This is a genomic window from Gordonia sp. NPDC003424, from assembly GCF_053588655.1.
In genome coordinates this window covers 313,113-338,044 of record NZ_JBSFQJ010000005.1, presented here as the reverse complement: position 1 = coordinate 338,044, position 24,932 = coordinate 313,113, and the positions used below count along the sequence as shown (strand labels likewise).

Below are 24,932 nucleotides of genomic sequence, written 5' to 3'. Positions count from 1 at the left end.
ACGAACCCACCACCCCACCACCATCACAGGCAACCTCTGAGAAAGCTGCCTGACCAAAACCCCCTGAGTGACTCACCAGAGCTTGACACCTACCGCAGGGCGCCCAGTCGACGGCGCAGGGCGCCCACTGGACGGGAAATAGCGCCCACTCGACGGCGCAGGGCGCCCAGTCGACGCGACACGCCACCCGCCCGGCGCGGGACGCGAGATCAACTCTCGAGGAGTTCCACGCTGGTGATGCGGTGCAGCGAAAAGTGTTGCTCCTCTTCGGTACCCGAATCGACCGCGATCAGCTGACCCGCGCCGAGGGTCCGCGGGGTGACCAGGTGGCGACTGGCGGAGCCGTGGGCGTCCACGTAGTCGACGCGCAACCGGCGATTCGCCCTCAGTGCCAACTGAATCAGCGCTGTCGCGGACTCGCCGCCACCGGACGCGCGGACCGGCGCCGACGCCGACTGGGCCGGGCGGGCGCCGTCGGCGCGATCGGCCGACCGCATGCGGGCGATGACCGACCGCAGCTGAGACTCGGAGGGTACCGACCGTCGGGGGTGCGGATGCCGGCGCGGCCGGGACACGGTCACCCGGCTGCCCCGGTCCCGCAGGTCGACGAGCGTGCCCGACGAATCCTCGCCTGCCGGAGCGAATCCCGCGGCACGAAGTCTGTCGATGACGTCACGGACGTCGGCTGGGGAGACGGCGACGGTGGGCGCGAGGGCACGGAGCGCGAGCGGCTCGACCGCCTCGCTGCGCAACACCGCGGCCAGCGTCGTCGGGTCCTCGCACCGGATGAACGCCGACGCCACCCCGACACGGAGTTGGCCGTGCTTGCGTGCAACGTCCTCGATCAGATAGGTGAGCGATTGTGGCACCGGGGTCGTCGAATGCGTGGTGAACATCGTGAGCAGCTCGCTGCTGCTGCGTCCGGCATCCAATGCGCGCCGCACGCTGTTCTCGGAGATGCGATACACCGATGCGGCGCCACCGGATTCGAGGTCGGCCACCAACTCCACCTGGTCGGCGAGTTCGGGTGTCATCGGGCCGGGCACGGTCAGCGTCAGATCGGCCTGGGTCAGAAAGTGATCGACCGGCGCCGGTAGCGCCGAGCGCATCGCCGCGAGCGTCGATGCCTCGAGATCCTCGCCGCCCGCGATCACCGCCCGGCCCACCCCGGTCAGCGCATCGTGCGCGACGAGTCCGAGTTCTCTTGCCTCTCTGAGTGTTTCGTGAACCGTCCGTCGCGAATAGCGACGGATCAGGCGTGGGTGCCGCCAATGTAGTGCGGACGCGAGTGCGTCCTCGTCCACCGGCACCGCCTTCTTGCCCTGCGCCAGCGTGGCCAGTATCGCGCGGCGCTGCTCCGGCGCGAACGCATTATGCAGCTCGCCGGAGATGGCTGCGTAGGCATTGCCGTCAAGGTCGGGTTCGCCGATCTGCCATGGGCAGCGAGGCATCTCGAGCCACGCCTCCACGAGCGCCCACCACTGACGGTCGGGCGCCTGATGCATCCACGAGTCGGCGGCCGGGGTCGGCGCAAACGCCACGTCACCGATGTCGTTGGCCGGCGACGGTGCCGGGAACCCTGCGTCGATCAGCCGAACATAGGCGAGCAGTTCGAGGAGAAACGCCACCCTCTCCGGCGCCAACCCGGTCACCTTGGCGAGCCGACGCTGCTCGCGGACGCCGAGCGCGCCGGATCTCAGGACCGCCGCCGGGGTCAGGCCCAGCGTGCGCAGCAAGGTGGTCGCGTGGCGAATCAGTTCCAGGGCCTCGCCGCCGGCGGCGGCCTCGAGCGCGGCCGCAGAGAACCGCGGCTTCGCGTCGCGTGGATGCAGGGCGGGCGGGCGGAGATCGTCGGTGCGCAGCGGCGGTTCCCCGCGCAGCAGCTGTCCGATCGTCGGCGGCAACTCGACGGTCTGTTCGTCGACCCGCGCGAGCAGGCCGGCCGCGATGAGAGCCGGGACCGGTGCGGTGGGATCTGCGTCGGCGGCGGCGTCCCGGCTGCGCCCCAACGCCGAACCCTGCGACAGTTTCTCCAGCACCCCGCGTCGGCGTTCGTCCAGGTCCGCGAGCCGACTCTGCAGCTCGTCGGTGGTGGCCGCGCCCATCGGCCCGGTCAGGTGACGCCCCCTCCACGGCAGCGCCGAGGGGGCGTGCGCACCGGTCAGCAACCCGTCGTCAGGGCCCCACAGCAGCGCCCGCCGGCGCAGCAGGTCCACCCGGGCATCGATCTCCGCCCTGTCGGCGCGTCCGGCGAGTCCCTTGACGACGACATCGGTCGCCACGGGTGCGGGGAGGAGGCCTTTGCCTTCGGCACCCCGATCGATCACGATCTCCAAGACCGCGGCGGCCAGCAGATCCAGGTCCTCGCCGGCCAGCGACGAAGATCCGGCAGAAAGCGCCCGCGACGCCAGAACCTTGGTGCCGGCCGGCGGCGGCGACGCCAGATCCGGGCGTGCGGTCAACAGTTCGGTGAGTTCGTCGTCGGAGCGCGACGCCAGGTCATCGGCCAGGCCGGCGCCCCCGGAATCCGAACTCATTCGGCCGATTCTACTGAGCACAGCGCCACCGGACGTTTCGCGGGGACTCGGTCGGGGCCGCATGGCACAATATGCGCGTGGCTGAGAAGAGCGTTGAGAAGAAGAAGCAGTACGTCGACAACGGCTGGCCCAAGGACTCCGACGGAGACAGTGCCCACGCTGTTTCCGAGTTCGCTGCCGGTCTGTCCGGCGCGTTGTCGCCGTTCGGCGACGTCGAGTTCCCGCTGCCGCTCGACGACCTGCCGTACCTGCAGCCGAAGACGGTCATCAACCGCTGATCAGCGAGTGTCCGCGCAGGACCATGCCTCGCCGGGACTGAGTCACATCGACTCCTCCGGCGCGGCCCGCATGGTCGACGTCGGCGGAAAGGCGCAGACGCAGCGGCGCGCCGTCGCCGCCGGCACCTTCCGCACCACTAGCGAGGTGATCGGGCTGCTCAGCGAGGGGGCGCTCCCGAAGGGCGATGTGCTCGCGACCGCCCGCATCGCCGGCATCATGGCCGCCAAGCGCACCGACGAGCTGATCCCGCTCTGCCATCAGCTCGCCCTGTCGTCGGTGGAGGTCGACTTCTCGATCGGCCCGGCGCACATCGAGGTCACCGCGACCGTGGCCACCAGCGGGCCGACCGGGGTCGAGATGGAAGCCCTCACCGCGGTGGCGGTGACCGGTCTGACCTTGCACGACATGGTCAAGGCCGTCGACCGTCGGGCGTCCATGACCGACATCCGGTTGCTTTCCAAGACCGGCGGCAAGTCGGGTCCCTGGCACCGTGACTGAGCTATCCCGGCAGCACCCGCGTGTCGCCCGCGTCGTCGTCGCGTCGACCCGCGCCAGCCGTGGCGAGTATCCCGATCGGACCGGACCGATCATCAGCGACTGGCTGACCGAGCGGGGGTTCGTCGTCGACGAACTCATCGTCGTGTCCGACGGCCCACCGGTCGGTGCCGCGATCCGCGCCGGCATCTACGCCGAGGCCGATCTCATCCTCACCTCCGGTGGCACGGGCGTGACGCCGACCGACCGCACCCCCGAGGAGACCCGGCCGCTGCTCGACTTCGAGGTCGTGGGTCTCGCCGACGCGATTCGCGCCGCCGGCCTGCCCGGTGTGCCAACCGCCATCCTGTCCCGCGGTGTCGCGGGCGTCGCCGACCGGACCCTCGTCGTGAACCTGCCCGGCTCATCGGGCGGGGTGCGCGATGGGCTGGGCGTGCTCGACACCGTCGTCGACCATGTTCTCGATCAGATCCGCGGCGGTGACCACCGATGACAGCCGAACCATCCCCGACACTCGTCGTACGGGCTCAGTTGTCGGAGACCCCCATCCGGCTCGACGACCACGAAGCGGCGGTCACGCTGGCCTCCGGCGGCACCGCGGGCGCGGTGGTCGGGTTTGTCGGTGCGGTGCGCAATCATGATCACGGGCATGACGTCACCCGACTCCTGTATTCGGCGCACCCCAGCGCACCGGAGGTCCTTGCCGAGGTGGTCGGCGAGATCGCCGAACAGGCGAAGGGCGTGCGCGCTGTTGCCGTGTCGCACCGTGTCGGGGACCTCGACGTCGGCGATGCCGCCTTCGTGGTCGCCGTCGCCGCCGATCATCGTCGCGCGGCATTCGACACCTGCGCGCTGCTCGTCGACGAGGTCAAGGCGCGCTTGCCGGTGTGGAAGCATCAGATCTTCGCCGACGGCACCGATGAGTGGGTCGGGTCGGCCTAGGCGCGTCTGGGGTTTGCCCATGGCGACCGACCAGGGTGACGACGCGGATCACGGGAGACGGGCACCGAACGGACTCGACCGGAACTGGTCGAGCATCCTTCAGGAACGGTGATGTGGGTGATCCTGCCGCTGCGAGAACGGGGGCTCACCAGGCGCCACGGAAATGGAAAAGGGCCCCGCACGGATTGAACATCGTGCGGGGCCCCTCGTTCAGGGTGCTGCTCAGGGGAGCGGCAGCAGATTCTTGTGCTGGTTGTACAGCTTGATCTGGTCCGGGCTGAGCTCGTAGCCACTCTGCTTGGCGGCCTTCCAGAGCTTCTCGACCTCGGGGTTGACCTTGTTGCCTTCGACGGCCTGTCCGAGCGCTTTGTCGATCTGGCCCTTGACGTCGTTGGTGGTCTTGGCCTGCGGGGCGGTCGACCAGTTGAACGGAGCGGGCAGGTTCGGCAGCACGGGCTTCTGGACGACCGGTGCCGACCGCTGGGTGGCACCCGACAGGCCGGTGCCACACACCGGCCAGGCGCCCTTGCCCTGGCTACCGAGCACACGCTCGGCGACGACGATCTGCTGCTCACGGGTGGCCTGGTTGGCCGACGGAGCGAACTCGGTGCCGCCGTGGCCGGCCCAGGTGCTCGGGCTGAACTGCAGGCCGCCCTGGTAGCCGTTGCCGGTGTTGATGGCCCAGTTGCCGCCCGACTCGCACTGTGCGACCTGGTTCCACTCGGCGTCGGTGGCGGCGTTGGCCGAACCGGTGCCGATCAGGGCCGCTCCGCCGCCCAGGACGGCGCCGGTCAGCGCGACCTTGGCGAAGGTCTTGGTGGTCGAGGCGGTCGAGGGTTTGCGATGACGTCCGGTCATGAGTGGTGTTTCCTCTCTCCACGCGCCTACGAAGTCAGCTGTCGGGTTCGGGCGAGAGGCTGCCCGGTCCCGGCCTGACGTGTGTCACTCCGGGACTTGACCCCTAGGACACCGGGTCGGTGTCCGATCTCTCCGGGGAGAGTGGGTCCCCCGTCCTCGCTCCTAGATGTTCGTTCTCGGTTCGTCTGCGTCGGTGGAGCGAGGCTCGGCGCGGCCGACGTGACGTTCTGTCTGTTATGTGGTCGTGACCCCGGTGGAGTCGTTTTAGACAGTACGACGTTGAGCGCGGCGAAAGACAGTTCTCCGCACATCGAAATTTGGGGCCAAATCGGGACTTTCGACCCACTTCCGCCGTCATCGCAGTTCACGGGGCGATAGTCGACTTGTGGCCGTCTCGTTATCACACCGTTATGTGAGGAACCTCACAGGCCGGGTGTGTCGTCAGCCACCGGCGAACGGCGGCAGGACGTCGAGGGTTGCACAGGTACCGAGCCGAACGCTCCGGTCGCACAGCGCGACCGAATCGCGGAGATACGAGCAGCGGTCGAGGACCCGGGCCAGGTCGGGATTGTCGGCGGCGAGGATCGTTTCCAGGTCACCGAGAGTGGCCTCGGGCGAGATGTCGACGGTCGACGACTCGCCACCCGCGGCAGCGCGCGCGGCAGCGAAGTAGCGCACGGTCAGTTGCACGAGAACTCAACCCCCGATGGCCGACATCGGCCGGTCGGGCTGGTGGAAGTCCGGGTCGTCGACACCGTGACCCGGCAGCTTCACCCAAGCGTTGGCGCGCCAGAGGTCTGCGATCGCGGCGTCCAGCCGATCGTCGGGGACACCGCTGCGCAGAAGCCGGCGCAGGTCGGTTTCCGACTGTGCGAACAGGCAATTGCGCAGGGCGCCGTCCGCGGTCAGTCGGGCGCGGTCGCAGTCGCCGCAGAACGGCCGCGTGACCGATGCGATCACGCCGACTCGTGCGGGCACACCGTGGGTGCCACGGCCGTCGACCAGCCACGTCGCGGCGGGGGCACTGCCGCGTGGCCGGGGATCGGGGAGCAGGGTGAATCGGGCCCGCAGCGCGGCGAGTATCTCGTCGGCCGTGACCATGGCGGCGCGGTTCCACCGGTGGTCGGCGTCCAGCGGCATCTGCTCGATGACCCGCAGCTCGTAACCGTGCTCGAGGCAGAACTCCAGCAGATCGGGCAGCCGCGAGAGGTCATCGCGTGTCGGGAGCACCGCGTTGACCTTGATCGAGCGCAGGCCCGCACGCCGCGCGGCCGCGAGACCGGACACGACGTCGTCGACGCGGTCGCGGCGGGTGATCTCCGCGAAGCGCGCGCGATCCACGGTGTCCAGGGAGACATTGATCCGGTCGAGGCCGGCGGCGACCAGATCATCGATCCGGTGTGCCAGTCCGAGGCCGTTGGTGGTCATCGCGATCTCGGGACGCCCGGGTAGTGACGCCACCGCCGCGATCAGCACGTCGAGATCACGTCGCAGGAGAGGTTCGCCGCCGGTGAACCGGATCGTCTCGATGCCCAGGTCGCGCACGGCGACGGTGAGCAGGCGGATCAGCTCGTCGGTGCTCAGGGTCTGCTCTGACGGCAGCCACTCCAGGCCGTCGGCCGGCATGCAGTAGGTGCAGCGCAGATTGCAGCGGTCGGTCACCGACACCCGCAGGTCCCGAACGACACGTCCGTGTCGATCGATCAGCGGTCCCGACGTCGGTGCGTCGACCACGGAGTGCGCGACGATGGCCGCATCCACGGGAGGAGAGGTCGGCAGGCCGAGCGCGACAATGGTCATGGCGGCTACCGCCTGGCTTCCAGGGAACGAAATGTGCTGGCGTGGAAGACAAGTGGCTCCACACCCGGGTCGTAGCGCAATGCCTCGATCTGCAGCAGTACCAACGTGTGGTCGCCGGCAGGGATCTCGTTGTGCAGCGAACACGAGAGGTTCGCCGCGGCATCCGGGATGAACAGCGCGCCGTCGTCGGTGCCGAACGGAACGATGCCGGCGAAGCGGCGTGCGCTCGGTCCGGCCAACTGCCGGCAGAGATCAGATTGGTCGTAGGCGAAGACACTGAGCCCGATCGCGGACGCGTTGCGCAGGCGCGGCCAGGTTGTCGAGGTGTTCTGCACGCACAACGAGACCAGCGGCGGATCGAGCGACACGGTGGTGAACGCACTCGCGGCCATCCCCACCATCTCGGAGGTGCCGTCGTCGCCGGTCACGCGGCAGCACACCGCCACGACCCCGGACGGGAAGCAGCTGTAGGCGCGCTTGAGTGTGGCCTCGTCGTCGGCCGGCGAGAGCGCGGTGGAGGCTGCCGAGTCGACGGTCATCGCGCTCGCCGTCCCGACCTCAGCGCGAACACCAGTCCGAGGACGAAGCCCACGGGAGCGCACATCGTCAGTACATAGACGACCGTCGGTGCGGTATCGCCGTCGGTGACCAGAGGCGTGACGAACAACGCGACGATGGCCAGGAGACCTATCGCGAACACAACCCCGGCCACGGCCAACAGCCGTGACGAATGCCTCTCCATGACCTCCACGGTAGAACACATGGACCCCCCTGGTGTTCGACCTGGTCACGACGACGGTTTCGAGGTGAGGTAATCCACGTGACCGCCGGTGACGTCGTTGGCTAGACTGGGACGAAACAGGCGCCTCTGCTTCTGTCCGGAGCGAGGCGCTTTGTCATGACACATCCGATGTACAGGTGAAGGTGAGCACAGTGCCGACCGGCAAGGTGAAGTGGTACGACGCCGAAAAGGGCTTTGGATTCCTCGCGCAGGACAGCGGCGAGGATGTCTACGTCCGCTCAAGCGCACTGCCCGAGGGGGTCGCGACCCTCAAGCCCGGGCAGCGCGTCGAGTTCGGCATGGCCGCCGGCCGTCGCGGACCCCAGGCCCTGACCGTCACCGTGCTCGAACAGGCACCCAGCGTGGCGAAGAACGTCCGCGAGGCCGCGCGCAAGGAGGCACAGGCCAAGCGGCATTCGCCCGACGAACTGCACGGCATGGTCGCCGACCTGATCACCCTCCTCGAGGGCAAGGTGCAGCCCGATCTGCGCAAGGGGCGCTATCCGGATCGCAAGACCGCGGCCCGTATCGCCGAGGTCGTCCGCGCGGTCGCGCGCGAACTCGAGCACTGACGTCGCTCAGGCGGTCGTGCGTACCGTGAAGTCGTCGGGGGTCGTGTTCACCGACAGGATGCCGCGCGCCACGTAGTCGTCGCCTTCGGTGACCGCGGAGAGCGGTTGTACCTCGACGTTGATCAACACGCGGTCCGGCGTCGACCGCAGGGCGACGGTGTAGGTGCTGCCGCTGCGCTGCGCGATGCCCTCGGGTTCCGGGTTGATGATTTTTCCGCTGCGGTCCGCGTAGAGCAGGTACAGAACCCACGGGCTCTGGGCGATCTCCTCGGACACCGACAGCAGGGTCGTCTGGCCGACCGGAATCGGTTCATGTGGTGACGGCCGCAGTTCGGCACCCGGTGGGTCGCAGGAGCGCACGAGGACGTCGCACCACTTCGCGGGTTCCACGCGGACGAGGCGATCGCCGATCGCCAACTGCAGGTATCCCGGCTCGTCGTCGTGGCCGTCTCCCGACCACGTGTCCTTGGTGAGGACCGCGACAGTCGCCCCCACGACCACGACGAATGCGACCACGATCGCCGCGATGATCGCGAGCGACTTCTTCTCTCCAGGGGTGAGGTGCACGGTGTCCTAAGGCTGATTGCTGCGGTCGGTGGGCATCTTGCGGGTGGCCGCGGCCCCCGGGCCGGTGGCCGCGGGGCGTCCGGGAGCGGCCGGGAACGCGACGGTCGGTGCGGCATAGTCGGGTCGACGGCCGCCCAGGCCGGGCACCAGCGACGAACCGCGGGCGGTGAGGATCGTCTGCACGAGGCCGATGCCGAGCAGCACCGCCACGACGGTGAATCCGATCCACAGGGTGGGTGGTAGCAGGACGCCGAGCGTCGCACCGAACACCCAGCCCAACTGCAGCATCGTCTCGGATCGTCCGAATGCCGAGGCCCGCGACTCCTCGGGGAGGTCGTCCTGGATCGACGAGTCGAGGCACACCTTGCCGATCGCGCTGGTTCCCGAGGCCACCAGCGCGGCCGCGGTCGCGACGACGATGCTGCCGAAGACGGCGGTCAGGACCGCCGCCACGAAACATGCCGCGGTGCACCACAGCACGATGCCGGGTGGGTTCTTCAACTCCAGACGCGTGCCGAGTCCGTTGCCGATCATGTTGCCGACGCCGGCCGCCGCACCCACGGCACCGAGCAGCACCAGCTGAGTCCAGTCCGAGTGCACGTCCTGCTGGGCCTTCGCGTAGAAGGCGATGTAGAGCGTCAGGAACCCGGTGAGAATGCGGATCGTGGCGTTTCCCCAGAGTCCGGTCACCACCTTCCGGCCCAGTGGCTGCCGCATCTTGGCGGCGAGCGCGGTGGCGGTCTCGCGGGCCTTGCGGCGTCCGCTTCCGCTCTCGTGTTCGGGCCGCGAGGTGGCCGGCTCGCCGTGATAGCTGAATGTCGCCGGGATCTCGCCCTCGGTCACCTCGACCCACGCCGGGATGCGCATACACAACCACGCGCCGACCGCCGCGATCACCGCCAGCCAGGCCATCGCGCCGGGAATGTGGACCGGCAGGACCTTGGCCAGCAGCAGTTCGAAGAGCGCGGCGAGACCACCGCCGACGATCGTCCCGCCGATCAGCCCGAACGTGGTGAGCCGGGAGTTCACCCGGGGCAGGTCGATGGTCGGCGGCACGACTCGCGGGGTGACCGCGGATTTCAGGACGCCGAAGGATTTGGACAACACCAGCAGTCCGAGCGCGCACGGGTAGAGCACCCACGGGTCGTATTGCAGCTGATCGGTGGCGGCGTCCCACGAACTGTTGGCCATGATCAGCAACGCCAGAGCCGTCCGCAGACCGAACGTGGTGGCCATCGCGATGCGGCGGCCGTGCTGCAGACGATCCAGCATCGGGCCGATCAGCGGGGCGATCAGGGCGAACGGTGCGATGGTCAGTGCCAGGTACAGCCCGACGTTGGTCTTCGATTCGCCGGTCGCGGCAGCGAAGAACAGGGTGTTGGCCAGCGCCACGGCCATCGCGGCGTCGACCGCGAAGTTCACGATCACCGGCAGCGTGAGCGCGGTCAGCCCCGACCGGTCGGCGCCGTCGGCGGTGGCCGCCTGATAGATCTTGTCGACTCCGCGGCGGGTCAATTCGCGGCTGCGCAGGGCGGCGACCCGCATGACCGTGAGTTTCTTGGGCATGCGGGTCGCGCCGTGCGGTGCGGTCGTCTCCTCGGTCGGCATCGCGCGCGTGCTGCCGAACCGATCGGTGTCGGCGTCGTCGTTGAGTGGCGGCAGATGGGGATTGTGCGTCGGCGGCGGGAGGTAGGCCTCCTCACCTGGACCGCGGGGGGTGGCGCGAGGACCGGTGGATCGACGCGCACGACGCTCGTCGGCCGGATAATTGGCGGCACCCGGGTGCCGGCCCGGGCTGCGTCGGTCGTCGTCGACACCGGTCGGCTCCCGATGAGGGAAGCGGGGACTGGGTCGGTTCACGAAGTCAATTGTTCCCTATGGCACCGACGAGGTGGCGACACGTCCGGCCGCGCGCGCCGCAAATAACCGGGTCCGTGCTCTGTGGTGCGCGTCATATTGCACACTGGACACGTGACTCTTGCGTTCGATGGTGACCGGCTGCTCGCTGCGGTCGACGTGGCGCGCCAAGCGCTGCTCGACGACGGACACACCCCCGGTGCGCACTTGGATGCCGCGGTGGAGGGTGACTGGGCGGTCACCCACTATTTCGAGGCGGACCTCGTCGGCTATCGCGGTTGGCAGTGGTGTGTGGTGCTGGCGGGTGCGCCGGGTTCCGACCACGTCACCGTGAGCGAGGTCGTGCTGCTGCCCGGCAACGATTCGTTGCTCGCGCCGCACTGGGTGCCGTGGGCGCAGCGCGTCGCACCCGGAGACCTGTCGCCCGGTGATGTGCTGGCCGCCGACCTCGACGATCCCCGACTGGTGCCCAATCAGATCGACACCTCCGACGAGTTCCGCTTCGACTCCGACGAGGAGGATCCCGACGACATCGGCCAGATCGCCGGCGAACTCGGACTCGGGCGTCGCCGACTCCTGAGTCCGGAGGGCCGCGACGAGGCCGCGCAGCGGTGGCACGACGGCGACTTCGGCCCGAACGCCGATATGGCCGCCGCCGCCGCGTACTCGTGCGCGACGTGCGGCTTCTACCTCCCGCTGGCCGGAGCGCTACGTGCCGGGTTCGGAGTCTGCGCCAACGAATACGCCGCGGACGGGCACGTCGTCGCCGCCGGCTACGGATGCGGCGCACATTCGGACATGTCGGCGCCGACCGGTGACGGGTCACCCGCCTACGACGCCTACGACGACGGCGCGTTGGAGATCATCAGCGTCGTCGCAGCAGCGGGGGCCGGTACGGACGAGTCGTCCTGATCGACGGGAATCGTCGTGGCGAGCGCTGATCCTTTCGGGCTCGCCGACCTCCGCGCCGCGACACTGCAGACCTGGCGCTCGTCACCGACCCGTTTCGCCGAAGACGTTGCGGCCGAACGCGATCTGGTCACCGTCGGGTACCGGGACCGGCTGTTCACCGAACTCGCCGCCAACGCCGCGGATGCCGCGTCGGCAATGGAAACCGTAGGCAAGCTCGCGATCTGGGCCGAGGGCCGGGAACTTCATGTCGCCAACACCGGCGCCCCGCTGACCGAGGACGGCGTCCGTTCGCTGCTCGCGCTGCGGGTCTCGGCCAAGTCATCCGACGACGATCACCCCAGCGTGGGACGATTCGGTGTCGGGTTCACCGCAACCGCCGCGGTCGCCGACCGCGTCGAGATGCGTTCGCGGACCGGGTCGATCGTTTTCGACCAAGCGGAGTCTGCCGATGCTGCGCAGTCGGTCGGGGTCGACGCTGCCGATGCCGCAGACGCGCCACTGCTCCGGCTGGCGTGGCCGGCCGACGCTACCCCGGCCGCGGGGTTCGACACGGAGATCACGCTGCACCTGTCCGACGGTGTCGTCGTCGACGAACTGCTCGAGAGCGCACGCTCACAGGCCGCGGAACTGATGCTCGAGCTGCCCGCGCTGTCGTCGATCACGGTGGGGGAGAACGAGTTCTCCGTCACCCGCACCGTTGGGCCGAACGCAGTCGAAGTACGTGTCGAGGAATCGGGTCCGCGCGGCTCGGCGGTGCGCGACTGGGTCGAGGTGGCCCGCGGGGCTACGCGCTGGCTCGTCGAGATCGGGTCCGCCGGTCCGATCGTCGTCGGCGGCGGGGTGTTGCACGCGCCCACGCCGACCGACATCGACCTGTCTCTGCCCGCATGGTGCATCACCGGCCTGCCGCTCACCCCGGATCGTCGCCACCTCCACCCCGAAGCCGACATCGCCACGGCGGCAACCGGTTACGCGGATCTCCTCGCCGCACTCCCAGGTTCGGCGCGACCGGAGTTCATCCCGCGGGCCGCCGATGCGGTCGGTCACGACGACGCGGTGCTGATCGACGCGGTCATCGCCGAATTACGTGAACGCCGTTGGCTTCCCGCCGTCGGCGGAGAAGACCTCATCCCGAACCGGGCGGTCGTGTTCGCCGATCTGTCCGACGAACTGGCCGAGGTGCTGGAGCCCGTTGCCGGCGACCTCGCGCATCCCGACGTCTCGGAACGCCGTCACATCACGCGACTGCGGTCGGTCGGCGTGACCGAGATCGGCCTGGCCGATCTGGCCGAGCGGCTCATCGGGGTCGAACGCGAACCGGGTTGGTGGGCAGGTCTTTACGCCGCGCTCTCACCCTATGTGGGGTCTGCGGGTGAGGTCGAGGAACTGGGTGCGCTGCCGATCCCGCGGGCCGACGGCCGGATGAACATCGGTGCGCGCGGACTCTTCGTCGCCGATCATCTCTCCGCGCCGGTGCGCTGGATACCGATGGTGCACCCGGATGCACGGCATCCGTTGCTGGAACGACTGGGCGCGCAACCCATTTCGGTCGAGGAAGCGCTACGGGATCCGGCGTTGGCCGACCTCGTCGAGCACGTCGACGACGAGGAGGCCGGTGACCTCGCCGACGAGGTGCTCACCCTGGCCGCCACCGATCCCGAGGCGAGAATCCCGGAGGCATTGTCGGCGCTGCTGCTGCCCGATGAGCAGGGGGACCTGCGCCCGGCCGACGAACTGCTTCTGCCCGACAGTCCGATACGCGCCGTGCTTGTCGAGGATGCGCCGTATGGGGTGGTCGCGAACTCTGTCGTCGATCGCCACGGACCGGAGATCCTGCGCCGACTCGGCGTCGGCTGGGGATTCCTCGTGGTCCGGGACGACCTGCCGGTTGCCCCGGACCACGATCTCCCCGACGAATCGGCATGGTGGGATTCGCTCGCGGAGCCGCCGGAAAGTCTTGCCGCAGTCCGCGATCTGGACCTCGTCGACGATGACCGGTGGCCGCAGGTGTTCAGCCTGCTCGTCGAGGACGAGGACACCGTCGGCCTGCTGGCCGATCGTGTCGGCTATACGGCGTGGTGGTTGCGGCACCACGCCCTCGTCGACGGCCACGTGCTCGGCTGGTATCGGGCGCCGTCGGACATCGCGGTCGCCGGTGTGCGCGACGCGCTGGAACACCCGTACGCCGACGAGTTGTCGGCGGCTCTCGGTGGGGCGGTGGTCGAGTCGCGCGACGATGCCGACACCTTGCTCTCGCACCTGGCCGACCCGGACCGGGTCGTCGCGCCCGGCGTCGCGGCAGCCACCCACGCCGCGATTGTCGCCGCGTGCCGCCGGGGACTCTTCGATCCCGCTGATCTTGCTGTACCGCAACGAGTCCGGACGGTGTCCGGGGACGCGGTCGAGCGTGGGGTGGTCGTGGATCATCCGTGGCTGGCGCAGGTCCTCGACCCGTCCGAGATGGTGCTCGCCGGCCGTGCGGTCGAGCCCGACGACGCCGAACTCCTCGCTGAGATCCTCGATCTGCCCACCGCCAGTGACGAACTCGTGGCCGCCCCCCGCGAGCCGGGCGATGCCGTGTCGGCGGACTCGACGCAGGCGGTGCTCGATTCCGTGCTCACCGGACGCGAGCCCACCGGCGGCGAGTGCCGCCTGCACGACCAACTCTGGATCAGGTTGCAGCGCAACAATACCGAGCATGACGTGCGAGTGTCGTGGTGGATGGACGACCACGGCATCCTGCACCTGGAGTCGGCCCCGACGGCTTCCCGCTGAGCACTCGTTCGGTTGATCGAGTAAGGCTCCGAGTGCAGCGAGGTGCCGCACCGCTGATCGAGTAGGTAACCTGGGCCGCCGCAGGCGGCCAGCGTGGGCTGGGAAGAGTCGCAGCCCCTTTCGCTGATCGAGTAAGCCCGCGAGCTTGCGAGCGAGCGCATCGAGATCAACGGTGAACGAGATCTCGATGCGGCACCTCGCAAGCTCGGAGCCTTACTCGATCAGCGGGGTGTGGCGACACTTCGGAACATGCTCCGAGCGCTGCTGCGCTGGGTCGAGTCCTCTTCGCTGATCGAGTAAGGCTCCGAGCGCAGCGAGGCGCCGCATCGAGATCACCTGGGCGACAGTTGATCTCGATACGCGCCCCGCGAGCTCAGTCGCGCACTCGACCAGCCGGGATGCCCGCATCGATCCCCGACATCAGAATCGACGCCAGTTGCCGATACGCCTGCGCGTCGTCGAGGCCGGTGGTGGCGGCGACCTCGCGTCGCTGGATGCGGCTCATCATCGAGGCGGCGAGGTCGGCGGCGAAGGCGGCGTCCACGTCGCGGAACTCTCCCGACGCCACTCCGTCGGCGATCAGTTCGCGCACCCGCCGTGCGGCGGCGGCCGTGTTCCGTTCGTAGAGGTCACGCGTCGGCTCGAAGGCATGGAGGTCGGCCATGAAAGCCGGTGACGCCGGGGCCAGGGCGTCGCCGACGGTGACCAGGTAGGCGATGACCTTCTCGCGCGCCGTCGGAGCTTCGGACACGCGCGCCTCCACCGTGTCCGTCGCCTGCCGGAAGAAGTGGGTGACGGTTTTGGTGACCAGCTGCTCTTTGCTGCCGGCCAGTGTGTAGAGCGTCGACTTGGAGCATCGCAGTCGTGCGGCCAGATCCGCCACGCCGAGACCGGCGAAGCCGTCACTCAGTACGAGCGCGAGGAGCCGGTCGAACAGGTCGTCGCGGCGACGGGTACCGAAGGCGGTGTCGTCAACCATGCTCCTCATAGTACTATCTGAAGTACTTCAGTACTGTCCACATTCCCTCGGAGGTCTCGACATGCCGGTCGACCGATTATTGCCCAGCGACGAAGCGCACGATCTCATCGCCCTGACCAGGGACTTCGCCGACAAACGGCTCGCGCCGATCGTCGACGAGTACGAGAAGGCCGAGAAGTACCCCGAGGGGCTGTTCGCCGAGATGGGTGAAGCGGGCCTGCTCGGTTTGCCGTACCCGGTGGAGTGGGACGGCGGCGGACAACCCTACGAGGTCTACCTGCAGGTGCTCGAGGAACTCGGGGCCCGGTGGGCCGCCGTCGCCGTGGCGGTCAGCGTCCACGGTCTGGCCTGCCATCCGCTGTTCACCTTCGGCAGCGACGATCAGAAGCAGCGATGGCTGCCGGATCTCCTCAACGGCCGGCTCGTCGGCGCCTACAGCCTCTCCGAGTCGCAGGCCGGATCCGACGCCGCGGCGCTGATCTGCAAGGCCGCCGCCACCGAGGGCGGCTACCGCGTCAACGGCGCCAAGGCGTGGATCACCCACGGTGGGATCGCCGACGTCTACAACCTCTTCGCTCGCACGGGTGACGGCTCCAAAGGCGTGAGCTGCTTCCTCGTTCCCCGCGACACCGATGGCCTCACCTTCGGCAAGCCGGAGGAGAAGATGGGACTGCACGCCGTGCCCACCACGTCGGCCACCTACGACGACGCCTTTGTCGACGAGGATCGATGCCTCGGTGCCGAGGGCGACGGCCTGACGATTGCCTTCTCCGCCCTCGACTCCGGACGCCTCGGCATCGCCGCGGTCGCCACCGGTCTCGCGCAATCCGCGCTCGACGCCGCCGTCGACTACGCCCAGGAACGAACCGCCTTCGGCCGCAAGATCATCGATCACCAGGGCCTGAGCTTCCTATTGGCCGACATGGCCGCCGCCGTCGATTCCGCCCGCGCCACGTATCTCGACGCCGCGCGCCGCCGCGACGCGGGCCGGCCCTACTCGCGGGCGGCGGCGACCGCCAAACTCGTCGCCACCGACGCCGCGATGAAGGTCACCACCGACGCGGTGCAGGTCCTCGGTGGGTACGGCTACACCCGCGACTTCCGCGTCGAGCGGTTCATGCGGGAAGCCAAGATCACGCAGATCTTCGAGGGCACCAACCAGATTCAGCGACTCGTGATCGGTCGCGCGCTGGCGTCACGCTGATCAGACGGCGGTGTCGGGGTCGTAGCGGAAGGCCTTGCGCTCGCCGCGGCTGAAGGACCATGATCCCAACCGCGCGATGAACCACATCGCGCCGGGGATTCGTGGGCCGAGCTCGCGGCGCGCCTCGTCGTCGAGTCCCTTGAGTGCCCACGGGGCGACGGTCAACAGATCCCGAATCTTGTTCTCCTCGCCGAACTTCTTCTCCAGCACGGCCCAGTCCTCATCCGTCATGTACTTCTGGACCAGGGCGAGGGCGTCGTTCTCCTCGTGCGCGAGATGGTTGGCGAGATGATCCTGTGTCCGATCCACGACGGCGGAAAGCTCATCGCGTGATCGGTCGTCGGCGCCGGCGGCCATCGTGGCGAAACCGTCATCGCACGCCGCCAGCAGCGGGTCGATGTCGCCGTGCTCGGCCTCCATCGCGTCGAGGACGTCGCGTTCGGCACTGGTGCAGCGCGACTCGAGCAGCGGCCACAGCCAGGTGTCCTCGCCGGTGTGATGGTGGTGCAGTGTCTCCCGGAACAGGGTCCACCGGCCTTGCAATGCGCGCCAGGTGGCCCGATCGGCGACCGGTGTCCGCCGGACGCTGCGAGCGAACTGAGCCAGATCGCGCCGGAACGCGTGGTGCATCAGATACATCATGAACGGGTCGAGGGGTCCCTCGGGGGCGGCCGCCTGGCCGGGAAGTCGGAGCTGGGTGGGGTGGGCGGGGGTGGTGAGCTGGGTGGTCATCGGAGGTTCCTCATCGGTCGGGGTGAGCTGTCAACAACCAGCCTGGATCGCCGCACTTGTGGTCCGCTTGGAGTGTGCTTGTGCGGCTGCTCAGAGGTCCAGCCGGGGGCTGTCGTAAGTCGAGACCAGCTGGCCATCCTCCAGCACGATCCCGGTGAAACCGCTGGTCGGTGCAGTGAAATGATAGAAGCGCAACACCGTTCCATCTGGATCCGGAATGTCGAGGCGTGCACCCTCCGGCCCGTCTGCGATCGCGCTGCACGTCACCGCGAGTCGGCCGCATCTCTCGGCCAGCACGTCGAGTGCCGCCCGGGACCCGGGAGTGAACGCCACGATGTCGAAGCCGTGGAGGTCAGGTTCGTTCGCGCAGTGCTCGCGCAATCGCAAGGCGACATTGAACCGTGCGTCGTCGTCGATGAGACCGACGCCGCGTACCTCGCCGTCCTCGACGAACTCGGTCCAGAACCGAAGTCCGAGAACGTCGCGGTACCAGGCGACGCTGCGCGCCAGATCGGTCACCGGAAGTTTCACCTGCGCAATGCCGGTGATCAGGGGGATGGATGTTGCTGTGTTGGTCATGGTTGTGACGGTAGGGATCGACGGGCGCACAATGAATACGTGAACGTCCGGGATCTGTTCGCGTTCATCCGGGATGGTCGACGATGGACGCACTGACCGCGGTTGTCGGCGAATTGCGCTTCGACACCGTCGGTTACCGCTGGCTCGAGCGTGATGCAGGTTTCGAGCAGGAGTTCGACCAGGACGGACTGCGCGGCGTGCACGCGGTGATGGCCGGCCACTGTGTGCTGCGCACGGCCGACGGGACCAGCCACGCGTTGTCGGTCGGCGACGTCGTCATACTGCCCCAAGGAGATCCACATGTCCTCGGCTCGTCAGTGGCGTGCACTATTCTGTGCGGCGCCTTCGTTGTCGGCGAGCGCGATCATCCGGTACTCGCTGCCCTGCCGCACGTCATCACCGTGTCCCGGTCGTCGTCACCGGCTGTCGGAGCTGTGGTCGACGCACTGGCGGCCGAGACGCACCAGGCCGGGGCCGGAAGTGCGGTGGTGATGGCACGGCTCTCGGATGCTCTTGTGGTGCAGGCACTTCGCGACTATGCGCGGAGATCGGACGCCACCGGCTGGCTCGCGGCATTGCGCGATCCGGAGATCGCCCGGGTGCTGATGGCCGTGCACGACGACCCCGGACGTCGTTGGGACGTACAGACCCTCGCCGCCACTGCCGGGATGTCTCGCACGGTCTTCTGTGCGAGATTCGCTGCGCTGCTGCACCAATCGCCGATGCGCTACGTGATGTCGATCCGGGTGCAGCGCGCTCGCACCTTGCTGCGTGACGGCGACCTCACCGTCGCGGCGGTGGCCGCCCGCCTCGGGTACGGATCGGAATCCGCGTTTGCCACCGCATTCAAACGCGAGGCCGGATGCAGCCCCGGCAGCGTGCGGACCGCCGCCGAGGGCGCCGAGGTGCCGGCCGCCAGGAAGACGACCGGCACCTCGAACTGAGGACACTCAGACCGGCACTCCGGCGCGAGCCGGCTCGGCGTCGGGATCTGCATCGGTGGCTCGCGAAACTGTCACGGGTTCGTCCACTGAAGCCGAATCGCCTGTCGCACCCTCGATCCCCACCTCCGGTAGCAGCCGATCCAGCCAGGCCGGCAACCACCAGTTGAACCGACCGAGCAGCGACATGGTGGCCGGCACCAGCACCATCCGCACCAGCGTGGCGTCGAGGAACACCGCGACCGCCATGCCGAGGCCCAGTGTCTTCATGATGACGTCGGTCTCGGATGCGAAGCTCAGGAACACCGCGACCATGATCGCCGCCGCCGTGGTGATCACCCGGCCGGTCTTGGCGAGGCCACTGATCACGCTCGCCCGGGCGGCGCCGGTGGCCAGCCAGTCCTCGCGGATGCGGGAGAGCAGGAACACCTCGTAGTCCATCGACAGCCCGAACAGGATGGCGAAGATCAGGATCGGCACCCAACTCGACACTGCCGCAGGATGATCCACACCCAGCAAGGACAGACCCCAGCCCCACTGGAACACCGCGGTGATGACGCCGTAGGCGGCGGCCACCGACAGCAGGTTCATGAACGCCGCCTTCACCGGGACGACGACGGACCGGAACAGGATCGTCAGCAGGATGACTGACGCGGCCACCACGAAGCCGATCACCAGCCACAGGCGACGCTCCAGCATCTCGGCGATGTCGTGGTAGTAGGGCGTTTCACCGGTGAGGATCGCCCCGGCCGGGAGACGGTCGCGGATCTCGTCGAGCACCGGCCCGGTCTCCTCGGCGGCCGGATCGTGCGCGATGGTGATCGGGCTGATCTCGATTGCGCGGTCGGGTGATTCGGTGGTGGGCGCAACCGAGGTGACACCCGGAACACGGGCGATCTCGGTCAGCGCCGTCGCCAGTGCGCCGCGGTCGGTGCGGTCGGCGGGTGCCACCACGACCACTTCGGCGTTGATGCCGGGACCGTACTCGGCGGCGAGCAGGTCGTGGGCGCGCCGGGTGGTGAGTTCGGTGGACTGCGCACCCGAATCCGACGTCCAGGTGCGCATCGACACCGCCGGCGCGGCGAGCGCCAGCATGACGATCAGCCCGAGGACAACCGCCGCGACCGGATGTGCCCCCACCCGCGCGGCCCACCGAGCGGTCAGCGGTGGACGCGAGACGGTCTCCGGTGCAGCGGCTTTCGGCGTCTTGCGCACCTTCCGGGGAACGATCCGCTGCCCCGCCAGGCGGCAGGCCGCCGGGACGAGCACCAGTGTGGCGACGAGCATCGCGATCACCGCGATCGCCGTCGCAAAACCGAACGACGAGTACGTCGGCAAGCCGGCCAGGCGCAGACCCATGAGGGACACCAGCACCGTCGTCGCGGCGAACACCGCCGACCGTCCGGCGGTCGCCACCGACCGGGCCGCGGCCTCGACCGGCTCATGACCGCGTCGGAGATACTCGACGTGCCGGCTGACCACCAGCAGCGCGTAGTCGATCCCGACGCCGAGGCCGACCATGCTGGCGACCATGGGTGCGGTGGGACTGACCTTCATGACGGCCGCGAGCAAGCCGATCCCGGCCGACGCGGCGACGAGTCCGGCGATGGCCGTGACGACGGGCAGCCCGGCGGCGATCACCGACCCGAACGCGAACACCATGATCAGCAGGGCCAGGGTGATGCCGATGATCTCGGCGTGACCCTTGATCGGGGCGGCTGCGGTCTCCGGCAGTGAGCCGTTCATCTCCACCTGCAGGCCGGCCGAGCGGGCCGGCGCGACGGCGTCGTTCAACGGGGTGGCATCGCCCATGATGTCGTTGTCGGTGACCGGGACGTCGTAGCCGACGGTGACGACGGCGGTGTCGCGGTCGGCGCTGAATTGTGGCGCGCTGACGGTGACCACATGGTCGAGGTCGGCGAGACGGGTGTGCAGCTCGTCGAGCTGCGCGGCCGGGACCGTCCCGTCGTCGGAGTGGACGACGATCCGTGCGAACGCGTTCCCGGCGCCCGGCACATGCTCGCGCAGCAGGTCGATGCCGGACTGTGACTGCGTGTTGGTGACATCCCAGTTCTCCTGGGTGCGGCCGCCCACCGCCGACGACACGGCCAGCAGAATGCCGAGTCCGACGAAGAAGAGGGCGATGGCCCGTTTCGGGTGCGCGGCGTTGGCGCGCCCGAAACGGTACAGCAGGGTCGGTTGCATGGGATTTCCCTTTCGGTGGGACGAGTGATGTCCCCGATAGAGTGGAATTCATGACTTGCGGATCGCTTGGGTGTCACTTGAGCGCCGTCGGGATCGATCGCGACATCACCAACCGGGTGGTCTCCGCCCGCACGGAATGGGGCGAGACCCTCGCGCACGCGATGACCGTCACCGGCAACACCTTGGCGCTGACCGTCGCTGTCATGGCGGTGACCGTGTTCCTCATGGTTCGCCGCGCATTTCCGGAGGCCGCGATGGTGGGGTTCGGCGCGCTGCTCGGATACCTCCTGATGATCGCCCTGAAAGGTCTCTTCGGTCGATCCCGTCCACCCGTCCACGACAGGCTGCTCGACATCGACACCTACTCGTTCCCGTCCGGGCACGCGATGATGAGCATGATCGTGTTCGGCTTGTTCGCGGTGGCCGCCTACCGGCTCAGCGAATGGGTGCGCGCGCACCCGTGGATCCTGCTGATCGCACCGCTGTGGTCGATCGCCATCGGCTGCACCCGGGTGTATCTCGGTGTGCACTGGATGACCGATGTGGTCGCCGGCTGGTTGATCGGGGCGCTGTGGGTGGCCGGTTGCGCGTTGTTGCTGGCGCGGGTGTCGCCGCGGCATGCCGTCCCGATCGAGTAGCCACCTCCGGTATCGAGATGCGACGAGCCGCTTCCCCCGCTGAATGGGGTGTCAGTCGCCTTCTCCGCTGATCGAGTAAGGCTCCGAGCGTAGCGAGGCGCCGCATCGAGATCACTGAACCCAGTCAACGAACCCCGCCGTCAGCCCCGCCCGACCCGCTACGGTCGAGGGATGGACTTCGCTCCGTCACCCCGCTCGGCCGAATTGGCCGAGCGTGTCCGGACCTTCATGGCCGAGGAGATCACGCCGATCGAACCCGAGGTGCACCGCGACCTCGTGCGCCGTCGCGAGGCCGGGGAGGATCGATGGACACCGCCACCGCACCTCGCCGGCCTCAAAGCCAAGGCACACGCAGCCGGTCTGTGGAACCTCTTCCTGCCCAAGGAGCACGCCGGTCGGTACGCCGCCGACTTCGGCACCGACGGCGGCGAGGGCCTGACCAACCTCGACTACGCGCCCGTCGCCGAGGCCATGGGGGCGTCGATGCTCGCGCCGATCGTCTTCAACTGCAACGCCCCCGACACCGGCAACATGGAAGTGCTGCTGCGCTACGGCACCGACGAGCAGCGCGCTCAGTGGCTGGAGCCGCTGCTGCGCGGTGAGATCCGCAGCGCCTTCTGCATGACCGAGCCCGCGGTCGCGTCGTCGGACGCCACCAACATGGCCGCCACCGCGATCCTCGACGGCGACGACGTGATCATCAACGGCACCAAGTGGTTCTCCACCGGCGTCGGCAACCCGGACTGCAGGATCCTGGTCTTCATGGGGGTCACCGACCCGACCGCCGACCGCCACGCGCGGCACACCATGGTGCTCGTCCCGATGGACACCCCCGGCGTCACCGTCGACCGGATGCTCACCACCATGGGCTACTACGACGAACCGCTCGGCCACGGCGAGGTGTCGTTCGACGACGTACGGGTGCCGGCGTCGAACATCCTCCTCGGCCCGGGCCGGGCGTTCGAGATCGCGCAGGGTCGTCTCGGGCCCGGTCGCGTGCACCACTGCATGCGGGCCATCGGACTCGCCGAGCGGGCACTCGAACTCGCGGTGCGAAGGTCGCTGGAGCGCACCGCTTTCGGCAAACCACTCGCGAAACTGGGCGGAAACAGCGAACGCATCGCCGATGCCCGCATCGCCATCAACCGGTCGCGGCTATTGGTGCTGCACGCCGCGTGGCTGCTCGATCAGGGACTGTCGCGCGAGGCGGTGTCGGCGGTCAGCGAGATCAAGGTCGAGGTGCCCAACATGGCGCTCGACGTCATCGACATGGCGATCCAACTCCACGGCGGTGCCGGGATGACCGACGACTTCCCGCTCGCCGCCGCTTGGGTGGGAGCCCGGTCGCTGCGCCTGGCGGACGGTCCGGACGAAGTTCATCGCGGGGTCGTCGCGCGGATCGAGTTGGGGAAGTATCGGGAGGAAGGCAAACGATGAGTGGACAGGTGGCCGGCGCCAAGGACGTACGCACCGAGGACGCATTCGACGTCGAGGTCGTCGCGGAATGGTTGCGCGCCAACGCCGATGATCCGACCGGGTTGGAGGGTGTGCCCGCGGTCAAGCAATTCTCCGGAGGCGCATCGAATCTCACGTTCCTGCTGACCTATCCGACACGGCAGCTGATACTGCGACACGGCCCGCGCGGCACCAAGGCCAAGGGCGCGCACGATATGGGACGGGAGTACCGGATTCAGTCGAAACTGGCGTCGGTGCTGCCGTATATCGCGCCGATGGTCGCGTTCTGCGACGACACGTCGGTGCTGGGGGCGCAGTTCTATGCGATGGGCAAGATCGACGGCATCATCGCCGGCGTCGAGTTTCCGCCGGGGGTCACGCTGTCACCCGAACAGGCGCGAAGGCTGTGCCACAACTTCATCGACGTCCTGGTCGAACTGCATTCGGTCGATCCCGAGAAGGCCGGACTCGCCGATCTGGGCAAGGGATTCGGGTATGTGCGAAGGCAGGTGGACGGGTGGTCGACACGGTACCGCAACGCCCGGACCGACGACGTGCCCGATTACGAGGCGGCGATGGCCTGGATCGCCGAGAACCAGCCGGAGGATGTGGCGAACTGCGTCATCCACAACGACTACAAGCTCGACAACGTGGTGCTGTCCGAAGACGACCCGACCCGGGTGATCGGCATCCTCGACTGGGAGATGGCCACTCTCGGTGATCCGCTGATGGACGTCGCCGGATCGATGGCCTACTGGGTGCAGGCCGACGACGACGAGTTGTCTCAGGCGATGCGGCGCGTACCGACCCACCTTCCCGGCATGGTGACCAGGGCCGAGTTCGTCGAACGCTACTGCGACCGCATGGGGTTCGAGATGACCCCCGACCGCTGGCGCTGGTACGAGGCGTTCGGCTACTTCCGGCAAGCGGTGATCGCCCAGCAGATCTACTACCGCTACTACCACGGTCAGACCACCAACGAGGCCTACGCGCGACTCGGGATGGCGGTGAAGCTGGTGGAGGGCAAACTCAACGCCGTGATTGCCGGCTGATCGCCCCCAACACATCCCGCCCGGTTGCATCGCAAGCCGACCCGCGAAGGGCCCCAACATATCCCGTCGGTTGAGCCGCCCGAGGCGCTAGCCGAGGGCGAGTCGAAACCGCGCATTCGATGACCGCGTGGTGGTTTTGACGGCGCCCGGCTCCTCCGTCGCCGGGCTGGCTCAACCAGCGGTGGGGCGCTCGGCTCCTCCGTCGCCGGGCTGGCTCAACCAGCGGTGGGGCGCCTAGCTCCTCCGTCGCCCGGCCGACGCAACCCCAGCGAGCCTCGGTTCAGCTGCTCACGGTTGCCGGGAGTTCGGCGTCGGCCAGCCAGGGATAACGCGCGGTATCGGCGCCCGCGTAGTCGGGATCGAGGTAGATGTAGCACCGATGGATCTGGTGATCGCGGATCTCGAAGACATCGGTCCAGCGTCCGGCGTGGGTGACACCGGCCCGCCATTCGGTGCCGTCGGCGGTCACGCCGGAGGTGATGCCCTCGACGACGACCATGTCGTCCTCGATGATGAACTTGAGGTACTCGGGGTAGTGATTGATCGCCACGAACAGCGACCCGACATCGCCGAACATCCGCCCGATCTCCTCCTTGCCCTGCGCCACACCCCATTTGGGGAAGTACACGGTGGCGTCGTCGGCGAAGAGTCCGAGCACGTCGCCGCCGTTGTCGAAGCGCTTGAAGTATTCGAGGGCAACGGATTTCCGTTGTTCGCGGGTCATGGTCTGGGTCGAGATGGTCATGATGGATTCCCTTTCATCGGAGGTCGA

At 68.4% G+C, this 24,932-nt stretch carries 25 protein-coding genes and 1 riboswitch; of the genes, 12 read left to right on the top strand and 13 right to left on the bottom strand.

Annotation, left to right across the window (positions count from 1 at the left end; genetic code table 11):
- Positions 1–209 precede the first annotated feature (209 nt).
- On the bottom strand, positions 210–2,537 hold the full coding sequence (locus ACWDTI_RS10670) for a helicase-associated domain-containing protein (protein ID WP_449738039.1): 2,328 nt from the start codon (positions 2,535–2,537) through the stop codon (positions 210–212).
- Between the two features lie 71 nt (positions 2,538–2,608).
- Here ACWDTI_RS10670 and ACWDTI_RS10665 point away from each other — a divergent pair, with 71 nt between their 5' ends.
- From ACWDTI_RS10665 to ACWDTI_RS10650, 4 genes are read left to right on the top strand one after another with little or no spacing between them, the layout of a single operon-like run.
- Positions 2,609–2,815, top strand: a complete 207-nt coding sequence (locus ACWDTI_RS10665) for a hypothetical protein (protein WP_449738038.1) — start codon at positions 2,609–2,611, stop codon at positions 2,813–2,815.
- A gap of 7 nt (positions 2,816–2,822) precedes the next feature.
- On the top strand, positions 2,823–3,314 hold the full coding sequence (moaC, locus tag ACWDTI_RS10660) for a cyclic pyranopterin monophosphate synthase MoaC (protein ID WP_449738037.1): 492 nt from the start codon (positions 2,823–2,825) through the stop codon (positions 3,312–3,314).
- Entirely contained in the window at positions 3,307–3,804 is a 498-nt protein-coding gene (locus ACWDTI_RS10655) for a MogA/MoaB family molybdenum cofactor biosynthesis protein (protein WP_449738036.1), read from the top strand. The genes moaC and ACWDTI_RS10655 overlap by 8 nt, the downstream gene beginning before the upstream one ends.
- Entirely contained in the window at positions 3,801–4,253 is a 453-nt protein-coding gene (locus ACWDTI_RS10650) for a molybdenum cofactor biosynthesis protein MoaE (protein ID WP_449738035.1), read from the top strand. The genes ACWDTI_RS10655 and ACWDTI_RS10650 overlap by 4 nt, the downstream gene beginning before the upstream one ends.
- A 222-nt stretch (positions 4,254–4,475) precedes the next feature.
- On the opposite strand, the gene ACWDTI_RS10645 is transcribed toward ACWDTI_RS10650, so the two are convergent.
- From ACWDTI_RS10645 to ACWDTI_RS10625, 5 genes are all read right to left on the bottom strand, one after another.
- Positions 4,476–5,111 carry a transglycosylase family protein gene (locus tag ACWDTI_RS10645; RefSeq protein WP_449738034.1) on the bottom strand — a complete coding sequence of 212 codons (636 nt, stop codon included), beginning with the start codon at positions 5,109–5,111 and terminating at the stop codon, positions 4,476–4,478.
- 7 nt (positions 5,112–5,118) lie between these two features.
- Positions 5,119–5,294, bottom strand: a riboswitch (cyclic di-AMP (ydaO/yuaA leader).
- Positions 5,295–5,552: 258 nt separating this feature from the next.
- On the bottom strand, positions 5,553–5,801 hold the full coding sequence (locus tag ACWDTI_RS10640; RefSeq protein ID WP_449738033.1) for a MoaD/ThiS family protein: 249 nt from the start codon (positions 5,799–5,801) through the stop codon (positions 5,553–5,555).
- 6 nt (positions 5,802–5,807) lie between these two features.
- Positions 5,808–6,911, bottom strand: coding sequence for a GTP 3',8-cyclase MoaA (moaA, locus tag ACWDTI_RS10635; RefSeq protein ID WP_449738032.1), 1,104 nt, complete (start codon positions 6,909–6,911; stop codon positions 5,808–5,810).
- 5 nt (positions 6,912–6,916) lie between these two features.
- Positions 6,917–7,450: a flavin reductase family protein gene (locus ACWDTI_RS10630; protein WP_449738031.1), complete on the bottom strand. Its 534-nt coding sequence runs from the start codon at positions 7,448–7,450 to the stop codon at positions 6,917–6,919.
- Positions 7,447–7,653: a hypothetical protein gene (locus ACWDTI_RS10625; RefSeq protein WP_449738030.1), complete on the bottom strand. Its 207-nt coding sequence runs from the start codon at positions 7,651–7,653 to the stop codon at positions 7,447–7,449. Before ACWDTI_RS10625 ends, ACWDTI_RS10630 begins: the two co-directional genes overlap by 4 nt.
- 191 nt (positions 7,654–7,844) lie before the next feature.
- Between ACWDTI_RS10625 and ACWDTI_RS10620 the strand changes: the two genes are divergently transcribed.
- A complete protein-coding gene (locus ACWDTI_RS10620) occupies positions 7,845–8,264 on the top strand; it encodes a cold-shock protein (protein WP_449738052.1) in 420 nt (139 codons plus the stop codon).
- Positions 8,265–8,270: 6 nt separating this feature from the next.
- On the opposite strand, the gene ACWDTI_RS10615 is transcribed toward ACWDTI_RS10620, so the two are convergent.
- Positions 8,271–8,831, bottom strand: a complete 561-nt coding sequence (locus ACWDTI_RS10615) for a DUF2771 family protein (RefSeq protein ID WP_449738029.1) — start codon at positions 8,829–8,831, stop codon at positions 8,271–8,273.
- 6 nt (positions 8,832–8,837) lie between these two features.
- Positions 8,838–10,691: an MFS transporter gene (locus ACWDTI_RS10610; protein WP_449738028.1), complete on the bottom strand. Its 1,854-nt coding sequence runs from the start codon at positions 10,689–10,691 to the stop codon at positions 8,838–8,840.
- 111 nt (positions 10,692–10,802) lie between these two features.
- Between ACWDTI_RS10610 and ACWDTI_RS10605 the strand changes: the two genes are divergently transcribed.
- The gene (locus tag ACWDTI_RS10605) at positions 10,803–11,600 is read left to right on the top strand and encodes a DUF3027 domain-containing protein (RefSeq protein ID WP_449738027.1); all 798 of its coding nucleotides are present in this window, start codon (positions 10,803–10,805) and stop codon (positions 11,598–11,600) included.
- 15 nt (positions 11,601–11,615) lie between these two features.
- Complete coding sequence (locus tag ACWDTI_RS10600; RefSeq protein WP_449738026.1) at positions 11,616–14,375, top strand: sacsin N-terminal ATP-binding-like domain-containing protein; 2,760 nt, start codon at positions 11,616–11,618, stop codon at positions 14,373–14,375.
- Between the two features lie 373 nt (positions 14,376–14,748).
- Here ACWDTI_RS10600 and ACWDTI_RS10595 read toward each other — a convergent pair whose 3' ends face one another.
- On the bottom strand, positions 14,749–15,354 hold the full coding sequence (locus ACWDTI_RS10595) for a TetR/AcrR family transcriptional regulator (protein ID WP_449738025.1): 606 nt from the start codon (positions 15,352–15,354) through the stop codon (positions 14,749–14,751).
- Between the two features lie 61 nt (positions 15,355–15,415).
- Here ACWDTI_RS10595 and ACWDTI_RS10590 point away from each other — a divergent pair, with 61 nt between their 5' ends.
- Positions 15,416–16,558, top strand: a complete 1,143-nt coding sequence (locus ACWDTI_RS10590; RefSeq protein ID WP_449738024.1) for an acyl-CoA dehydrogenase family protein — start codon at positions 15,416–15,418, stop codon at positions 16,556–16,558.
- Here the strand turns inward: ACWDTI_RS10590 and ACWDTI_RS10585 are convergent, their stop codons facing one another.
- Together ACWDTI_RS10585 and ACWDTI_RS10580 are read right to left on the bottom strand one after the other, a co-directional pair.
- Positions 16,559–17,290, bottom strand: coding sequence for a hemerythrin domain-containing protein (locus tag ACWDTI_RS10585; RefSeq protein ID WP_449738023.1), 732 nt, complete (start codon positions 17,288–17,290; stop codon positions 16,559–16,561).
- Positions 17,291–17,380: 90 nt separating this feature from the next.
- Positions 17,381–17,869: a VOC family protein gene (locus ACWDTI_RS10580; RefSeq protein WP_449738022.1), complete on the bottom strand. Its 489-nt coding sequence runs from the start codon at positions 17,867–17,869 to the stop codon at positions 17,381–17,383.
- A gap of 83 nt (positions 17,870–17,952) precedes the next feature.
- Here ACWDTI_RS10580 and ACWDTI_RS10575 point away from each other — a divergent pair, with 83 nt between their 5' ends.
- Complete coding sequence (locus ACWDTI_RS10575; RefSeq protein WP_449738021.1) at positions 17,953–18,813, top strand: AraC family transcriptional regulator; 861 nt, start codon at positions 17,953–17,955, stop codon at positions 18,811–18,813.
- A 6-nt stretch (positions 18,814–18,819) separates the two neighbouring features.
- On the opposite strand, the gene ACWDTI_RS10570 is transcribed toward ACWDTI_RS10575, so the two are convergent.
- Complete coding sequence (locus ACWDTI_RS10570; RefSeq protein ID WP_449738020.1) at positions 18,820–21,015, bottom strand: MMPL family transporter; 2,196 nt, start codon at positions 21,013–21,015, stop codon at positions 18,820–18,822.
- A gap of 77 nt (positions 21,016–21,092) precedes the next feature.
- Between ACWDTI_RS10570 and ACWDTI_RS10565 the strand changes: the two genes are divergently transcribed.
- The 3 genes from ACWDTI_RS10565 (at position 21,093) to ACWDTI_RS10555 (ending at position 24,160) form a co-directional block, all read left to right on the top strand.
- On the top strand, positions 21,093–21,653 hold the full coding sequence (locus ACWDTI_RS10565) for a phosphatase PAP2 family protein (RefSeq protein WP_449738019.1): 561 nt from the start codon (positions 21,093–21,095) through the stop codon (positions 21,651–21,653).
- Positions 21,654–21,824: 171 nt separating this feature from the next.
- Positions 21,825–23,090: an acyl-CoA dehydrogenase family protein gene (locus tag ACWDTI_RS10560; protein WP_449738018.1), complete on the top strand. Its 1,266-nt coding sequence runs from the start codon at positions 21,825–21,827 to the stop codon at positions 23,088–23,090.
- The gene (locus ACWDTI_RS10555) at positions 23,087–24,160 is read left to right on the top strand and encodes a phosphotransferase family protein (protein WP_449738017.1); all 1,074 of its coding nucleotides are present in this window, start codon (positions 23,087–23,089) and stop codon (positions 24,158–24,160) included. The genes ACWDTI_RS10560 and ACWDTI_RS10555 overlap by 4 nt, the downstream gene beginning before the upstream one ends.
- 280 nt (positions 24,161–24,440) lie before the next feature.
- Here ACWDTI_RS10555 and ACWDTI_RS10550 read toward each other — a convergent pair whose 3' ends face one another.
- Complete coding sequence (locus tag ACWDTI_RS10550; RefSeq protein ID WP_449738016.1) at positions 24,441–24,905, bottom strand: nuclear transport factor 2 family protein; 465 nt, start codon at positions 24,903–24,905, stop codon at positions 24,441–24,443.
- Positions 24,906–24,932: the final 27 nt, after the last annotated feature.

Excerpts from the sequence above, each read along its gene's own strand:
- ACWDTI_RS10560 (WP_449738018.1), top strand. The coding sequence starts at position 21,825 with ATGGACTTCGCTCCGTCACCCCGCTCGGCCGAATTGGCCGAGCGTGTC.
- ACWDTI_RS10650 (WP_449738035.1), top strand. The coding sequence starts at position 3,801 with ATGACAGCCGAACCATCCCCGACACTCGTCGTACGGGCTCAGTTGTCG.
- ACWDTI_RS10585 (WP_449738023.1), bottom strand. The coding sequence starts at position 17,290 with ATGACCACCCAGCTCACCACCCCCGCCCACCCCACCCAGCTCCGACTT.
- ACWDTI_RS10555 (WP_449738017.1), top strand. The coding sequence starts at position 23,087 with ATGAGTGGACAGGTGGCCGGCGCCAAGGACGTACGCACCGAGGACGCA.
- ACWDTI_RS10645 (WP_449738034.1), bottom strand. The coding sequence starts at position 5,111 with ATGACCGGACGTCATCGCAAACCCTCGACCGCCTCGACCACCAAGACC.
- ACWDTI_RS10590 (WP_449738024.1), top strand. The coding sequence starts at position 15,416 with ATGCCGGTCGACCGATTATTGCCCAGCGACGAAGCGCACGATCTCATC.
- moaA (WP_449738032.1), bottom strand. The coding sequence starts at position 6,911 with ATGACCATTGTCGCGCTCGGCCTGCCGACCTCTCCTCCCGTGGATGCG.
- ACWDTI_RS10575 (WP_449738021.1), top strand. The coding sequence starts at position 17,953 with ATGGACGCACTGACCGCGGTTGTCGGCGAATTGCGCTTCGACACCGTC.
- ACWDTI_RS10625 (WP_449738030.1), bottom strand. The coding sequence starts at position 7,653 with ATGGAGAGGCATTCGTCACGGCTGTTGGCCGTGGCCGGGGTTGTGTTC.
- ACWDTI_RS10595 (WP_449738025.1), bottom strand. The coding sequence starts at position 15,354 with ATGGTTGACGACACCGCCTTCGGTACCCGTCGCCGCGACGACCTGTTC.
- ACWDTI_RS10630 (WP_449738031.1), bottom strand. The coding sequence starts at position 7,450 with ATGACCGTCGACTCGGCAGCCTCCACCGCGCTCTCGCCGGCCGACGAC.
- ACWDTI_RS10670 (WP_449738039.1), bottom strand. The coding sequence starts at position 2,537 with ATGAGTTCGGATTCCGGGGGCGCCGGCCTGGCCGATGACCTGGCGTCG.
- ACWDTI_RS10570 (WP_449738020.1), bottom strand. The coding sequence starts at position 21,015 with ATGCAACCGACCCTGCTGTACCGTTTCGGGCGCGCCAACGCCGCGCAC.
- ACWDTI_RS10665 (WP_449738038.1), top strand. The coding sequence starts at position 2,609 with ATGCGCGTGGCTGAGAAGAGCGTTGAGAAGAAGAAGCAGTACGTCGAC.
- ACWDTI_RS10550 (WP_449738016.1), bottom strand. The coding sequence starts at position 24,905 with ATGACCATCTCGACCCAGACCATGACCCGCGAACAACGGAAATCCGTT.
- ACWDTI_RS10580 (WP_449738022.1), bottom strand. The coding sequence starts at position 17,869 with ATGACCAACACAGCAACATCCATCCCCCTGATCACCGGCATTGCGCAG.